12 protein-coding genes are annotated in these 15,492 nt (G+C 71.5%); 2 read left to right on the top strand and 10 right to left on the bottom strand.

Going from position 1 to position 15,492, the window contains the following annotated elements; all coding sequences use genetic code 11:
• Positions 1-82: 82 nt before the first annotated feature.
• The 7 genes from ABZ860_RS39245 to ABZ860_RS39215 all read right to left on the bottom strand — a co-directional run bounded on the left by ABZ860_RS39245 (position 83) and on the right by ABZ860_RS39215 (position 8,724).
• A complete protein-coding gene (locus ABZ860_RS39245) occupies positions 83-1,102 on the bottom strand; it encodes a LacI family DNA-binding transcriptional regulator (RefSeq protein ID WP_139572861.1) in 1,020 nt (339 codons plus the stop codon).
• 28 nt (positions 1,103-1,130) lie between these two features.
• Entirely contained in the window at positions 1,131-2,522 is a 1,392-nt protein-coding gene (locus ABZ860_RS39240; protein ID WP_357230604.1) for a GH1 family beta-glucosidase, read from the bottom strand.
• 41 nt (positions 2,523-2,563) lie between these two features.
• The gene (locus ABZ860_RS39235) at positions 2,564-3,457 is read right to left on the bottom strand and encodes a carbohydrate ABC transporter permease (RefSeq protein WP_357230598.1); all 894 of its coding nucleotides are present in this window, start codon (positions 3,455-3,457) and stop codon (positions 2,564-2,566) included.
• A complete protein-coding gene (locus ABZ860_RS39230) occupies positions 3,454-4,428 on the bottom strand; it encodes a sugar ABC transporter permease (protein WP_357230595.1) in 975 nt (324 codons plus the stop codon). Before ABZ860_RS39230 ends, ABZ860_RS39235 begins: the two co-directional genes overlap by 4 nt.
• An 84-nt stretch (positions 4,429-4,512) precedes the next feature.
• Entirely contained in the window at positions 4,513-5,859 is a 1,347-nt protein-coding gene (locus tag ABZ860_RS39225; protein WP_357230592.1) for an extracellular solute-binding protein, read from the bottom strand.
• Positions 5,860-6,192: 333 nt separating this feature from the next.
• Complete coding sequence (locus ABZ860_RS39220; RefSeq protein WP_357230589.1) at positions 6,193-7,755, bottom strand: sulfatase; 1,563 nt, start codon at positions 7,753-7,755, stop codon at positions 6,193-6,195.
• Positions 7,756-7,905: 150 nt separating this feature from the next.
• The gene (locus ABZ860_RS39215; protein ID WP_357230586.1) at positions 7,906-8,724 is read right to left on the bottom strand and encodes an aldo/keto reductase; all 819 of its coding nucleotides are present in this window, start codon (positions 8,722-8,724) and stop codon (positions 7,906-7,908) included.
• A gap of 99 nt (positions 8,725-8,823) precedes the next feature.
• On the opposite strand from ABZ860_RS39215, the gene ABZ860_RS39210 reads away from it, so the two are divergent.
• A complete protein-coding gene (locus ABZ860_RS39210; RefSeq protein WP_357230583.1) occupies positions 8,824-9,855 on the top strand; it encodes a hypothetical protein in 1,032 nt (343 codons plus the stop codon).
• Entirely contained in the window at positions 9,852-11,078 is a 1,227-nt protein-coding gene (locus ABZ860_RS39205; RefSeq protein WP_357230580.1) for a DUF6716 putative glycosyltransferase, read from the top strand. Before ABZ860_RS39210 ends, ABZ860_RS39205 begins: the two co-directional genes overlap by 4 nt.
• Before the next feature lie 42 nt (positions 11,079-11,120).
• Here ABZ860_RS39205 and ABZ860_RS39200 read toward each other — a convergent pair whose 3' ends face one another.
• From ABZ860_RS39200 to ABZ860_RS39190, 3 genes are read right to left on the bottom strand one after another with little or no spacing between them, the layout of a single operon-like run.
• A complete protein-coding gene (locus ABZ860_RS39200; protein WP_357230577.1) occupies positions 11,121-12,383 on the bottom strand; it encodes a polysialyltransferase family glycosyltransferase in 1,263 nt (420 codons plus the stop codon).
• Positions 12,376-13,341, bottom strand: a complete 966-nt coding sequence (locus tag ABZ860_RS39195; protein WP_357230574.1) for a glycosyltransferase family 2 protein — start codon at positions 13,339-13,341, stop codon at positions 12,376-12,378. The genes ABZ860_RS39200 and ABZ860_RS39195 overlap by 8 nt, the downstream gene beginning before the upstream one ends.
• Positions 13,338-15,440 (bottom strand): N-acetylneuraminate synthase family protein, encoded by a 2,103-nt coding sequence (locus ABZ860_RS39190; RefSeq protein ID WP_357230571.1) that lies wholly within the window; start codon positions 15,438-15,440, stop codon positions 13,338-13,340. The genes ABZ860_RS39195 and ABZ860_RS39190 overlap by 4 nt, the downstream gene beginning before the upstream one ends.
• Positions 15,441-15,492: the final 52 nt, after the last annotated feature.

The raw sequence follows: 15,492 nt of genomic DNA, 5'->3' as shown, positions 1-15,492 counted from the left end.
CGACGTCGAGACCACGACACGAGACCGCCGCGCACCCGAGGGTGCGCGGCGGTCTCCATGTCGCCGGGGACGTCGTGGCGCGTCAGGCGGAGGCGCGGATCACGAGGTGTGTGTCGAGGATGACGACCGGCTGCTCCAGCGGCTCGCCGTTGATCCGGGCGATCAGGAGCTGGACCATCTGCCGGCCCATCGCCTCGGTCGGCTGGTGCACGCTCGTCAGCTGCGGATCGGTGTGCAGCGCCACCTTGGAGTCCTCGAAGCCGATCACCGCGACGTCGTCGGGCACGACCAGGCCCTGCTCCTTGAGCACCCGGAGGGCGCCGACCGCCATCGGGTCGGAGGCCGTGAACACGGCGTCCAGGTCGGGGTGGCGGGCGAGCAGGTCGCGCATGCCCGCCTCCCCGCTCTCCTCAGAGAAGTCGCCGTACGCGACGCGCTCGGTCATCCCGGTGGCCAGCAGCGCGTCGCGGTATCCCGCGAGACGGTCGACGCCCACGCCCATATCCTGCGGACCGGCGATCGTGGCGATCTTGGTCCGGCCCTTGGAGAGCAGGTACTTGACCGCCTGCCGGGCGCCGGCCCGGTTGTCCATGTCGACGAAGCTGTACGGGTTGAGCCCCACCGGACGGCCACCGAGCACGGTCGGCACGCCCAGCTCCTCCAGCCGGCCCGGCAGCGGGTCGGCGCCGTGCACGGAGGTGAGCAGCACGCCGTCGACGTGCTGCCCGGTCAGGTAGTGCTCCAGCCGGTCGTGCTCGGCACGGTTCTGCGCCATCGTGAGGATGAGCTGCAGTCCGGTCTCCGCCAGCGCGGAGCCGATGCCGCGGATCAGCCCGGCGAAGTACGGCTCGTCGAAGACGCGCTGCTCCGACTCCGACACCACCAGCGCGATGGTGTCGGTCCGGTTGGTCACGAGGGTGCGCGCCGCCCGGTTGGGCACGTAGCCGAGCTCCTGGATCGCCAATAACACCGCGTCGCGGGCCCGGTCGCTCACCTTGGGCGAGCCGTTGATGACCCGCGACACGGTGCCGCGGCCGACCCCGGCGCGTGCGGCGACCGCTTCCAGAGTCGGCCGGCCTCCGGAACGGCGGTCCCCGTTCATCTATACTGCCCCCTTATCGCGTCTGCGCTTATTGTGCCCGACCCAGCAGGCCGCCGTGTCTGATGGTGTCGGCATACCACAAAGCGCTCGATTTCATGGTCCTCGCCTGGGTCTCGTAGTCGACGTAGACGAGACCGAAACGCTTGCCGTATCCCCAGGCCCACTCGAAGTTGTCCATCAGGGACCAGGCGAAGTAGCCCTGAAGCGGGATGCCCGACTCGATGGCCTCGTGGCAGATCCGCAGGTGGGCGTCGATGTAGGCCACCCGATCGGGATCGTGCACGGTGCCGTCCTCGCCGATCACGTCGTCGTAGGCCGCGCCGTTCTCGGAGATGTAGAGCGGGATACGCGGGTACTCGTCGGCGATCCGCCGCAGCATCTCGTGCAGGCCGCTGCCGTCGACCTCCCAGCCCATGGAGGTGACCGGGCGTCCGCCGTTGACGAAGCCCACGTGCTCGCTGCCGATCCACGGCGATCCGGAGTCCGTCGGCGCGGCGGCCGCGGACGCGGCGCCGCCGGGCGCGCCGGAGACGGTGAAGCGGCTGTAGTAGTTGATCAGCAGCATGTCGATCGGGGAGGCGATCGTGGCCAGGTCGCCGTCCTGGATGAACTCCATGTCGGACAGGTGGCTCAGGTCGGCCAGCACGTCCTCGGGGTAGGAGCCCTTGAGCAGCGCGTCCAGGAAGAAACGGTTCTGCAGCCCGTCGATGCGGCGGGCGGCGTCCTGGTCGGCCTCGCTGCCCGTGGCCGGCGTGACCGGGTACACGTTCACGCACCCGCCGATCAGCGAGTCGGCGTTCTGGGCCCGTATGGCCTGGACGGCCAGGCCGTGCGCGAGGTTGAGGTGGTGCGCGGCGCGCAGCGCGGCGGCCGGCTCGCGCCGCCCCGGCGCGTGCTCGCCGGAGGCGTAGCCGAGGAACGCGGCGCACCAGGGCTCGTTGACCGTGCTCCAGTTCCTGACCCGGTCGCCGAGCTCGGCGTGCACCTTCGCGGCGAAGTCGGCGAAGCGCTTCGACGTGTCGCGCGACGGCCACCCGCCGGCGTCTTCGAGTGCCTGGGGGAGGTCCCAGTGGTAGAGCGTCAGCCACGGGTCGATGCCGTAGCTGAGCAGCTCGTCGATGAGCCTCTTGTAGAAGTCGAGGCCCTTGCGGTTGTACGCGCCGGAGCCGTCGGGCTGGATCCGCGGCCAGGAGACGGAGAACCGGTAGGCGGTGAGGCCGAGGTCCGCCATGAGCTTGACGTCCTCGCGATACCGGTTGTAGTGGTCGATCGCGATCTCGGCGGTGTCGCCGCCCACGATCCGCCCGTCCTGACTGCAGAAGGTGTCCCAAATGGAGTGGCCCCGCCCGTCGGCGGTGAGCGCGCCCTCGATCTGGTAAGCGGAGGTGGCGGCGCCCCAGACGAACCCGGTGGGGAACATCACGCTGGGGGCCTCTGCCTCGGGACGTGTGCCTTGCGTTGTCACGCCTTGACCGCACCTTCCATGAGTCCGCCGATGATCTGTCGGCCGAACGCGATGAAAACGACGATGAGCGGGAGGATCGACATGAGCGTGCCGCTGAAGATCAGCACGTAGTCCGTCCCGTACTTCGCGTTGAGCGAGTTGATGGCGACCTGGACCGTCGGGTTGTCCGGCGTCAGGACGATCAACGGCCACATGAAGTCGTTCCAGATGAGCATGAACGTGTTGATGCCCAGCACCGCCATGCCCGGCCGTACGGCGGGCAGGACGACGTTCCACCAGATCCGCAGGGTGGAGGCGCCGTCGACGCGGGCGGCCTCGACCAGCTCGTTGGGCACGGCCTGCTGGGTGTACTGCGTCATGAGGAAGACGCCGAATCCGTTGAGCAGGTAGGGCAGGATCACCGCCTTGATCGAGCCGACCCATTCGAGGCTGACCATGAGCCGGTAGAGGGGGACGATGCCCATCTGCTGCAGCGGGACCATCATGGTCAGCAGCACCAGCAGCAGCAGGACCTTGCCGCCCTTGAAGTTCAGCCGGGCGAACGCGAAGCCGGCGAACGTCGAGATCACCACCACCGAGAGCGTCACCGTGCAGGCGATGATCAGCGAGTTGGTGAGACCGGTCAGGTAGTGCGCGTCGGGGTTGGACAGCACGCGCTGGATGTTCTCCCCGAGCTTGCCGCCCGGCAGGAACGGCGGCGGCATGTCGGTCGCCTCGGTGTTGGTGCGCGAGGCGATGACGATCATGTAGTACAGCGGGAACGCCGAGATGATGATCGTGACCGCGAGGATGAGCCTCGTCATCGGCGTGGCGGTCCAGAGGCCGGCGGCACCTCCCGGCCCCTTGGCGCGGCGCCGCCGCGTGGTGGCGGGCGCGGAGAGCGTGGTCACTTGTTGCCCCCGATCCGGCGGATGAGCAGGAAGTTGATGGCCGATCCGATGAGGATGAGCAGGAACAGCAGCCAGGCGGCCGCCGAGGCGTAGCCGTAGTCGAACTCGCGGAAGCCCTGCTCGAAGATGAACATCGAGACGGTCTGGAACTGGCTGTTGGTGCCGCCGTGGACGTTGCCGTTGTAGAACGTCGTCGGCTCGGCGAACAGCGTGAGGCCGCCGATGGTGGAGTTCAGCACCACGAAGATCATCGTGGGCCGGAGCATCGGGATCGTGATCTGCCAGAACTGGCGCCGCCGGGACGCGCCGTCGATCGAGGCCGCCTCGTAGAGGTCCTTGGGGATCGTCTGCATGCCGGCCAGGAAGATGATCGCGTTGTAGCCGGTCCAGCGCCAGTCGATCATGGTCGCGATGGCGAGCCAGGAGGGGAGGCGCTCGGCCTTCCAGTCGATGGGGTCGGCCCCGAACCAGCCGAGCACCCAGTTGACGACGCCCCAGTCGCGGCCGTACAGCTGGGTGAAGACGACCGCCACCGCGACGACCGAGGTGACGAGGGGGAGCAGGACGCCCAGCCGGACGAACAGCTGGGCCTTCATCCGCTTGTTCAGCGCGTTGGCCAGCAGCAGAGCCAGCAGCATCTGCGGGACCGTCGCGATGACGAACATCGCGAGGGTGTTGACGACCGCCTTCCAGAAATCGGCGTCGCCGAGCATGGCGGTGTAGTTGCCGAGGCCCGTCCACTCGACCGTGCCCGTGAGGTCGTAGTCGAAGAACGAGTAGTAGAGGGTGAAGCCGAGCGGGAAGAGCCCGAAGACCAGGAAGAGCAGGTAGTAGGGAGAGACCAGGAGGTACGGCGCGGCCTTGAGGTCCAGCCAGGTCAGAAAGGACCGGCCCGGTCTCGGCCGGACGTGCCTCCGGCTGGGCGGCATCGGTGCCCGGGTGGGTTGCCCGGCGTCGACGTGCAGGCTCATAAGTTACCTTTCGGGTGAAAGCAGGCGACCGGCCCGCCGGCGGGGTGCCGCTGCGGCGGGCCGGTGCTCACCTGGCGGGCAGGATCAGCCCGCGGCCTTCACGGCGTCGTCGACGAGCTTCTTCCAGCCGTTCGCGTACGGCACGGAGCCGTCGTCGATGGCGGAGACGACCGACTCGATGGCGTTCTTGACCTGGGCGTGCTTGACGCCGAGGAAGATCGGCTGGAGCGAGGCGGCCGACTTGGCGAAGATCTCACCGACGGGGGCGTCGTTGAAGTACTCGTTCTTCGCGCCCTGGACGGCCGGGTCCTGCTGCGCCTGCACGTTGCTCGGCATGTTGCCGGCGTAGTTGAAGACGCTGACCTCGGCGTCCTTGCCGGTCAGGTAGTCGAGGACCTGCGCCGCCTCCTTGGGGTGCTTCGACTGCTTCGGCACGGCGAGCCAGGAGCCGCCCCAGTTGCCGCCGCCGCCGGGCACCGCCGCGACGTCCCACTTGCCCTTGAAGTCAGGTCCGGCGCCGCCGTCGCCGCTCACCGCGCCGAGCATCCACGACGGGCAGCCGAGGGTGGCGAACTGCGACTTCTTCATGCCGGTGTTCCACTCGGGCGTGAAGTTGCGCAGCTTGGCCGTGAGGCCCTCCTGGCTGATCTTCTGGGCGAAGTCGTACGCCGTCTTGACCGCCGGGTTCTTGTCGACGATCAGGTTGTTGTCCTTGTCGAAGTACGTGACGTTGCCGTTCTTGGCGCCCTCCTGCACCAGGACCACGTTGTAGAGCGTGTTGGTGCCGTCGACGAACTTCGTGTCCTTGATCTTGTCCTGGAACTTGTGGGCGACCTTGATGAAGTCGTCCCACGTCGGCCAGAGCTTGCTGACCTCATCGCGGTCGGAGGGCAGACCGGCCTTCTCGAACAGGTCCCGGCGGTAGCACAGGCTCATGCCGCCGACGTCGGTGCCGAGGCCGAAGAGCTTGCCGTCGGCGGTGACGCCGTTCTCCCACTTCCAGGCGGCGAAGTCGCTCTTGCGGTTCTGCAGGCCGAACTCGCCGAGGTCGGCCCACCACTCGGGGTGCGCCTTGGCGAGGCCCATGCCGCCCTCGTCGATGCCGACGACGTCGCCGGCGCCCGCGCCGGACTGCAGCCACTGGATCATCTGCGGCCAGTAGACCTGCTCGAACTGGTCGGTCAGGTTGTCATACTTGATCTGGATGTCCTTGTGCTCGGCGTTCCACTTGTCGACGGCTTCCTTGTAGCCGAAGTTCTTGCCGCCGCCGAACGTCTGGAGCGTGACGGTCACGGGGCCGGCCGCCGCCGAGGACCCGCCGCCCGCCGCGGTGTCGGGCTTGTCGTCGGACTGGCAGGCGGTGGCGCCGAGAGCCAGCGCCGCCACCGCGGCGACCGCGAGCAGCCTGCCGCGGCGCGAGTGTGCAATCATTCCGGACCCCTCTCAGGTGGTATCCCGAATCGTTCGTGGGAGGTGCATCCCAGGCCGGTCCCCGATCTCACGGCCCGCGATCGAAGGTTGTGCTCGGTACTCCCGCACCGTGTACTCAGCACCGTTGGGAGCGCTCCCACGAAGGGTCCTCTATGAGCAACGCGGGCGTCAATATGCCGAAACCTAACTGTTACTCCCTGGGTGGTTAGGGCTGGTCAATGGGACATACTAGGACATAGCACGCTTGGGAGCGCTCCCATCACCATATGGGCAGAAATGAATAGGGGATGCCCCCAACCTGCCGGGGCGCCCGCCCTTATCCGCTCCGCCGCCTCACCCGCCGGCCGCCGCGGCCGTACCCGGGGACACCCCGCCGCCCACCGAGATCCCCGTCCCCGGGATCACTGTGCCAGGGATCGCTGTGTCTGGAATCACTGTGCCGGGGAGTCCCGTGCCCGCGGCGTCCGCGAGCCGGCAGGCCGGTCCCGAGCACGCCCGCAGCAGCGCGAGCCGGGCCGCGAGCACGGCCCTCAGGCCCGGGTCGGCCGTCGCCGCGATGTTGTGCAGCTCCGCCGGGTCGTCCCGCAGGTCGTAGAGTTGCCGCTCCCCGGTCGCGTACTCCACGTACGCGTACCGCGCCGTCCGCACCATCGCGTACGTGGGCGGCGAGTGCGGCGAGTAGGAGGGGTGGTAGAACTCCGCGAGCACGGCGTCGCGCCAGGGGACGTCCTGCCCGCGCAGGAGCGGGACGAGCGAGCGGCCCTCGGCCGTGGGCGGCACCGCGGCCCCGCCCAGCTCGGCGAACGTCGGCGCGAGGTCGACTGTCGACGTGAGCGCGTCGACCACGCCGCCGGCGGGCACGCCCGGTCCGCGCACCACCATGGGCACCCGGATGTCCTCCTCGAAGGGCGTCGTCTTGCCTGGCCGCAGCCGGTGCTGGCCCAGGTGGAAGCCGTTGTCGGAGGTGAAGAAGATGTAGGTGTCGTCCAGGCGGCCCGCCCGGCTCAGCGCCTCGACCAGGGCGCCCACCATGTCGTCGACACCGAGCATGGCGCGCAGCCGGTCGCGGTGGACGCGGTCGATCCGGCGTGTGTCGGCGGCCGACAGCGGTGCGCGCTCGCCGAGCCAGCGGGGCTCGGCGGACAGGTCGGCCTGGTCGAACGACGCGGTCCGCGGCGCCTGCTCGCCGGCGAAGGCGGCCGCGTGGCGGGGCGCGTAGTGCGCGGGCAGGTGCGGCGCGACCGGGGCGAGGTAGAGGAAGAACGGAGCGTCCCCCCGGGCGGTGGAATCGGTGGCGAACGCCGCGGCCTTGGCGCTCAGCACGTCCTCCAGGTAGTCCTCGGGGGCGTCGCCGTACCGCCGGATCACGCCGTTCTCGTTGAGCGCGTAGCCGTACTCCTGGTAGAGACGGGTGACGGGGACGTGCCACTCGTCCCAGCCGGGCGGCACGTACGTGCGCGGCGCGTCCTCGGGGTAGTTGTTGAGGTACTTGCCCATGAGCGCGGTGCGGTAGCCCGCGTCGTGCATCCACGTCCCGAGCGTGGAGGCCTCCAGCGGCCGGAACTTCGGGAACCCGCCGGTCGGCGAGCGGTTGCTCTCCACCTGGTGGCTGTGCATGTACTGCGAGCGCAGGATGGACGACCGGGAAGGGCAGCACCAGGGATTGGTGACGAAGAAGCGGGACAGCGTGGTGCCCTGACGCACCAGCAGGTCGGTGATGTGGGGGAACCGGCTCAGATCCGCCGCGTCCAGGTCGTCGGTGAGGATCAGCACGATGTTGGGCCGGTGGGCCGCGGGGGCGGGCTCGGCACGCGAGGCGCCGGTGAGCCCGAGGCACAGGAGGAGCGCCGCGGCGAGCCCGGCCCACAGCTTTCTCGATCGTCGTGGTTGGGGCACGGCAGCAATCATTGCCATGCCTTCGCCAGGGGAAACGTACGCAGCGTGACCGTGTGACCGCGCCGCGTCCGTTATGCGGGAGGCTGTGGTGAATCCTCCGCCGCCGGCGGCCTCGGCCGCGACACGCGGCCGAGGTCCGGCACGGGCCGGTCAGCCGAAGGCGGCGGGGTCGGGACCGAGACGGCGGCCCTCGTCGAGACCGTTGATCGCGGCCATGTCCTCCGGGCTCAGCTCGAAGTCGAAGACCTCGATGTTCTCCTTGATGCGCGACGGCGTCACCGACTTCGGGATCACCACGTTGCCGAGCTGGATGTGCCAGCGCAGCACCACCTGCGCGGCCGTCTTGCCGTACTTCTTGCCGATCTCGGCCAGGACGGGCAGGTCGAGCAGGCCCCTGCCCTGCCCGAGCGGGCTCCACGCCTCGGTGGCGATGCCGCGCTCCGCGTGGAATCCGCGCAGCTCCCGCTGGGCGAGCTGCGGGTGCAGCTCGATCTGGTTCAGCGCGGGGATCACGTCGGTCTCGGCGAGCAGGCGCTCCAAAGTGCTCACGGTGAAGTTGGACACCCCGATCGCCCGCACCCGCCCGTCGGCGTACAGCTTCTCCAGGGCCCTCCACGTCTCGACGTACTTGTTCTGCTTCGGGGCAGGCCAGTGGATCAGGTACAGGTCGAGGGTCTCCAGGCCGAGCCGCCGCATGCCGGCGTCGAAGGCGCGCAGCGCCTGGTCGTAGCCGTGCTCGTCGTTCCAGAGCTTGGTGGTGACGAACAGCTCCTCACGGGGGAGACCCGAGGCGCGCAGGGCGCGGCCGACGCCCTCCTCGTTGTGGTACAGCTTCGCGGTGTCGATGCTGCGGTAGCCGTACTCCAGGGCGGTCGCCACGACCTTCTCGGCCTCGTCGTCGGCCACCTGCCACACACCGAAACCGAGCTGAGGCATCCGCACGTTGTTGTTCAAGGTGATGACGTTCATGCCTCCCATGCTGCCGTAATGCGCCGAGAAGATCCCTTCGGGGTCTGTTCACCGCGTGTTCCCGCCGTCGTCGTGTCGGGCGGCTAGGGTGAGCGCGTCGTGAACGTTTCTTTACGGGGCGTGGAGAACGAGGGACGGCGCCACGCCGCCGAGCAGGGGCAGGCCGTCGCGTGGGTGGAGTCCCCCCTGCAGCTGCTGTGCGTCGTCGAGGCGCACCACGCGGGGCTTCTCGGGGCCGCCACCACGGTGGTGCCGCGGGCCGGGTTGCCGGCCCTGCGGCTGACCCGCCGCGAGCTCGAGCGGCTCGGGCTGCCCGAGGGGCTGGAGTTCGCCGAGCCGGCCGAGCGGGTTCCCCGGCCGGGCCGCACGTGGGCGGTGGGCGACGCCTTCTCCGGGCGCGTCCAGCTCGCACTCGTCACCGCCCTCCCCGGCCGCACGGTGCTGGTGGACGACGGACTGGCCACGATCCGCCTGCTTGAGCTGCTGGTCGCGCGCCGCCCGCTGCTGCGCGCCCGCGGGACCCCCGGTCTCGGCCGCAAGGTGCTCGCCGCGGCCGCCGGGTTCCGCCTGCGCACCCGCAGGCCCACGGTGTTCACCGCGCTCCCGGTGCCCGCCGGCCTCGCCGAGGCGGTGGAGGGCACGGGCACGCGGCTCGTCCGGCACGACTTCGCCTGGCTGCGCGCCCAGCCCGCCGACCGGCCGCCGCCGGAGCGCACCGTCGTGCTCGGCACCTCGCTCGTACGCAACGGGCTCATCCACCGCGACCGCTACCTGCGCTGGCTGGAGCGGATCGACGAGCCCGTCGCGTACTTCCCCCACCGGCGTGAGGATCCCGGGGACCTCGACCGGGTGCGCCGGATCGCCGGGCTGACCGTGTACGACGCCGGGGCGCCCGCCGAGGTGACGCTGCGCGACCTGCGACCGGACCAGCGGGTGCTGAGCCTGCCGTCCACCGCGGTGACCTCGCTGCGCGTCCTGCTGTCGGCCCGGGGCGTACGGGTGGAGGCCGTGGACGTGCCCGACGACTGGTGGACGGCCTCGGCCGGCCCGTCGCTGCGCTCCCACCTCCAGCTCTTCGCACAGGAACCTCACCAGCCCCACACGCACGATCCCGGAAAGGTCGCTCCTTGACCCGTCTGCTCGCCGTGGCCGACTCCGACTCGTATCTGAAGTGGGCCGCGGGCCTGCTCGACGCGACTCCGGAGGACTGGGTCACGGATCTGGCCGTCGTCCGCACTCCCATCACCCCGTCCGCGGCGCAGATCGCCGCCGCCGTGAGCGGCACCCGCGCGCAGGGCGAAGGGCTTCCCCCGGTGCTGCCGGCGCGGCAGCTGCGGCGGGCGGCCGAACGGTTCCGGCCCGACGCCGTGCTGCTGGCCTGCACCGGGCCGGTGGTGGACGCGCTGGCGGCGGAGACGCTGGCCGGGCTGCGGCCGCGGCCGGTGCTGGTGTCGGGTCTGCCCGGCATCTCGGTGCCCGCGACGGAGAAGGCCTGGCTGTTCCGCAGCGGCTGCGACCTGTTCGTCGTGCACAGCGGCCGGGAGGTCGCCGAGTTCTCCGAGATCGGCGCGCGGCTCGGCGGGGGAGGGGCGGTGGCGCTGGCCCGCCTGCCCTACCTGGACCTCCTGCCCCGCGCAGCGGGCGGTCCCGCCACCGGAGGCGTGCGCGACCGCGTCGTGTTCGCCACCCAGGCCAAGGTGCCCAGGCGGCGCGATGAGCGGGAGCGGATCCTGCTGGCTCTGGCCGAGCTCGGGCGGGCCCGGCCCGACCTGGACGTGGTGGTCAAGCTGCGGGCCCGCGACGACGAGCGGCAGACGCACAACGAACGTCACCACTACGAACGGCTGTGGACCGCGATGGAGGCCGAGGGCCGGGTGCCCGTGGGCGCCGTGCGCTTCGCCGCCGGTCCGATGCACGAGCACCTGAGCCGCGCCGCCGGGTTCGTCACGGTCAGCTCGACGGCGGCGCTCGAGGCGATCGCCGGGAACGTGCCCCTGCTCGTGCTGTCCGACTTCGGGGTCAGCGCCGAGATGATCAACTTGGTGTTCGAGGGCAGCGGCTGCCTGGGCACGCTCGACGACCTGGCCAAGGCGGACTTCCGGGTCCCGGCCGAGGAGTGGTGCCGGGCCAACTACTTCCACGACTCCTCGGCCAGCGACTGGACCGGCCGCGTCGCCGCGCTGGTCGCCGCGGCCGGGGCGGGGACGCTGGAGCCGGCCCGCTCGCTCCTCGACGGTCCCGAGCACGCCGCCGCCCGCCGCCGCGCCCGGCTGCGCCTGGAGGTGCCGCCCAAGGTCCTGCGGTACGGCTACCGCGCCAAGCGGCGGATGCGCCGCTACCTCAAGGCGTTCTAGCCGACCGGCCCGGTGACCCCGCCCGCGTCGATCCGGGCGAGGTCACCGGGACAGCAGGCGGCGCAGGCGCGTCTGCGGGCGGGCCTGCGCGGGGGCCGGGCGTTCGATCAGGCCGAGCGACTCCAGCCTGCGCTTCTTGAAGTAGCGCGCCGGTCCGTGGGCGTCCACGTAGGCGGCCGCGGTCTCGCGCAGGCCGGGGTGGGCCGCGCTCTGCATGCAGTAGCCCACGGCCCCGACCAGGGCGGTGAGGTCGGCGGTGGGCGGCTCGGTGACCGTGCCGCCGGCCTCCAGCCGGGGCAGCGTGGCGTCCACGATCGTCGCCGGGATCCGGTTGCTGTTCTCGTACGGCGTGAGCCGTTCGAGCACGAGATCGGTGCCGGTGGCCGCGACCGGCAGGCCGAACAGGCGCCGCGCGGTCACCAGCGCGGTGGAGAAGCAGCCGGCGACGAGCTCGGGGCGGTGCGCGGCGAAGCACGCCTCGGCGGGCGTCGTCTCGGGGGCCACGAGGAGGTCGACGCCCAGCTCCGCGGCGACCGGCCGCAGCTCGCGGGCGTGCCGCCGCCCGGCGGCGGGGTGCGGCTTGAACAGCACGGTCCGGTGGCCGCGCGCCGCCAGCCCGCGCAGCATGCGCTCGTGCAGCGCGGCCTCCTCGGCGGCCGTGACCAGGCCGAGCGCGGACAGGTACTGGCCGAGGACGACCGCCTCGGCGCGCGGAGCCGGTTCGGCCGCCTCGGCCACCCGGCCCACCACGCGCGCGAACGCCGCGTCCGTCAGGGCCTCGGCCCGCACCCCGTGCTCGGCCAGCAGCAGGGGCGCCAGGCCCGGGACGAGGTCGAGGTGGAGCAGCCGGGCGATCCGCCCGGCGATCTCCTGGGGGAGCGGGTCGCGGGTCGGGCCGTAGCTCATCAGGCCGTCGGAGTAGACGGTGATCGGGCAGTCCTTGACCAGGCCCGCGAGCGTACGCGACGGGGACACCGCGATCGACTCCAGGACCAGCTCGTCCGGCTCGCCGATCAGGTCGCGCAGCAGGCGGCCGAGCATGGGCGTCTCGATCGAACGGGGCTTCCAGTCCGACGGGTGCAGCGGCGCGATGATCTCGTTCCAGGACAGGACGCGGTCGAACCTGTCGCGCAGCGCGGCGAACCCCGGCGCCTCGTCCAGCGCCGGGGTGACCTCGGGGATCGCCGCGTTGTTCGACACGAGGAGGACCCGGTCGCCGTCGCGGAACCGCCCCTCGTCGATCGCCGCCGCGAGCGTCATCGCGCCGAACAGCGTGGAGGCGTAGAACAGCGTGGAGTCAGGCACGCGGCTCTCCTGTCGTTCGGGGGCCCGGTAGGTAGGAGTCGAGCAGGGCGGCCCGCTCGGGCTCCAGCCCGCCGACGGCCTCGGTGAGCGTCTCGCGGGGCAGCCGGGCGAGCGCCGCCCGCGCCCGCTCGTCGAACCGGTCGCGTACGGCCGGGGTGAACCGGCCGGCCAGCTCCACGTGGTGGGCGAGCAGCGCGCACAGGTTGCGGGCCGCCTTGGGCAGGTAGCGCGGCTCGGCCTCGTCCAGCACCATCTCGTAGGCGTCGAAGAAGTGGAGCTGCCGCTCGTCGCCGATCTGGGTGAGCGAGGCCGCGATCCCCCGCCGGTAGAACACCCCGGCGAGGGAGACCACGGCGTACGACCGGGCCAGCCGGTGCAGCCGCCAGATCCACGGGCGGTCCTCGGCGGTGTGCAGCCCGGCGGGGAAGGTCAGCAGGTCGTCCAGCTCGCGCCGGTAGATCCCGGCCCAGGCGTAGGGGTAGTCGACCATGGTCTTCCCGTCGGCCGGCAGGATGCCGTCGCGCGGGTCCAGCACGACGCCCCGGCGCGGCTGCGGCGCGCGGTGCGTCTCCCGTCTGCGGCCCTCGACCTGGACGTGGTCCACGCGCACGAAGTCGCACCCGAGCCCGTCGATGGCGGCGACGAGGCGGGGCAGGTAGCCGGGCGCGAGCCAGTCGTCGGCGTCGAGGAAGGTGACGTAGCGGCCGGCGGCCAGCTTCAGCCCGGCGTTGCGGGCGCCGGCCAGCCCCAGCGGCACCGGGTTGCGGACGACCGTGAGCCCCGGCAGGTCGCGCCGGAAGTCCTCGACGACCTCCGGCGTGGCGTCCGCCGAGCCGTCGTCCACGACGACGACCTCGGTCTCGAACTCGCGCGTCCGGTTGCGCACCAGCGAAGTGAGCGCGTCGGCGAGGTACGCCTCGCCGTCCCGGACCGGCACGACCACGGAGAGAGTGATCATGCCGTGACGCGGCGCAGGCGGGCCCGGGGGGCCTCCTCGCCCGGGTAGACGCGCTTCACGCCGTCGCCGAGCGCGGTCTCGATGATGCGGATGTCGCGGACCAGGTGCTCCAGGCCGGTGGGCTCCAGCGAGGCGGCGTGGTCCGAGCCCCACATGGCCCGGTCGAGCGTGATGTGCCGCTCGACGGTCACCGCGCCCAGCGTCACGGCGGCGAGCGAGATCTGCAGCCCGCGCTCGTGCCCCGAGTAGCCGACCGGCACGCCGTACCGCTGCTGGAGCGTGGTGATCATGCGGAGGTTGGCCTCCTCGGGCGGGAGCGGGTAGGTCGAGGTGGCGTGCATCATCACCAGACGCTCGGTGCCGAGGATCTCCACCGCCGCGTCGATCTCCTCGATCGTGGACATGCCGGTGGACAGGATGATCGGCTTGCGGGTGGCGGCCAGCGCGCGCAGCAGTTCGTGGTCGGTCACCGAGGCCGAGGCCACCTTGTGCGCGACGACGTCCATGTGCTCAAGGAACTCCACCGACGGCACGTCCCAGGGCGAGGCGAACCAGTCGACGCCGCGCTCCTCGCAGTATTTGGCGATGTGGGCGTACTCGTCCTCGCCGAACTCCGTCCGGATCTTGTACTCCATGTAGGTCATCTCGCCCCACGGCGTCTGCCGGATCTGGTCGCGCTGCTCGAGCGGCACGCAGATCTCCGGGGTCCGCTTCTGGAACTTGACGGCCTGGCAGCCGGCGTCGGCGGCCACGTCGATCAGCTTGCGGGCGATGTCGACGTCGCCGTTGTGGTTGATGCCGATCTCGCCGATCACGTACACGGGCTGTCCGGGGCCGACCAGCGACCGGCCGATCCGCACCGGCCGCGGCTGCCCGAGGCGGCCGGGCACGATGCCGGACGCGGTGAAGGGCACAGCGAAGGGCACGGTGGCGGGCGCGGAGGCGGGGACGGTCTCCAGCGCGGTGGCCGGGCGGGCCGCGAGCACCCGGTCGGACAGCTCGCGCACGGCTCCGGCGCCCCCGGGGGCCGACAGCACGACGCGGGCGGCGGCACGCACCCGGGGGTGCGCGTCGGGCACCGCGACCGGCCAGCCGACGATCGCCATGCAGGACAGGTCGTTGACGTCGTTGCCCACGTACGCCACCCGCTCGGCGGCCAGGCCCTCGGCGGCCAGCCATTCGCGCAGCGCGACGTCCTTGGCGCCGAGGCCCTGCACCACCGGCACGCCGAGCTTGGCGGCGCGGGCGGCGACGACCGGGTTGCGCTCGGTGGACAGCACGAGCACCTTCACGCCGGCCCGGCGCAGCAGCGCGATCCCCATCCCGTCGGAGCGGCTGACCGCGACCATCTCCCGGCCGTCGGAGTCGACGAACGCGCGGTCGTCGGTGTGCACGCCGTCGAAGTCGGTGACGACCGCGTCCACGTCGATCGGCAGCGGCTCGTCCACGAACGGCGCGAGCGCCCGCGCGATCTCCAGGTCCTCGGGGGTGTCGATCTCGACCGCGTGGCGGGCGGGCACCTGCTGGACGGCGACCCTGCCGAAGAAGCGGTGGCCGCGCTCGCGCAGGCCCTCCGTACGCATGACGTAGAACGCGCCGGTCTCGCGGAAGTGGGGCTCGCGGTCCTGGCGGCGCGGGCGCACGGCCGGGTCGTGGTTCACGCCGTGGCCGGCGCCGGTCCAGACGAACTCGTAGGTCTCGGTGCCGGAGAAGACCGAGTCGGCCTCGCCGTCCAGCACCTTCGCGACGGCGGCGTCGAGGTCGCGGGGATCGAGGAACGCGCTGGTGCACTGGACGAGCACGACGATCTCGGGCTCCTCGCCGGACAGCTCCGACAGGGCGTGCAGCACGGCCGACTCGCTGGAGGCGGTCGAGCCGCTGAGGTCGGCGGGCCGGCGCACGACCCGGGCGCCCGCGGCCTCGGCCACCTCGGCGATCCGGTCGTGGTCGGTGCTGACGACCACCTCGTCCACCAGCTCGGCGCGCGTACAGGCGTCCACCGCCCGGGCGACGAGCGGGACGCCGCCCACCTTCTCCAGGTTCTTCAGCGGGACGCCCACGGAGCCTCCACGGGCGGGGACGACGGCCAGCACTCGCACGAGTGACTCCTCTACCTGCGACATCGGGAACCCTGTGACCCATGGGGGCCGG

This window comes from Microbispora sp. NPDC046973 (assembly GCF_040644495.1).
Taxonomy (GTDB): domain Bacteria; phylum Actinomycetota; class Actinomycetes; order Streptosporangiales; family Streptosporangiaceae; genus Microbispora.
Note: the sequence above shows the minus strand (reverse complement) of the source record. Positions and strands in the feature narration are given on the sequence as shown.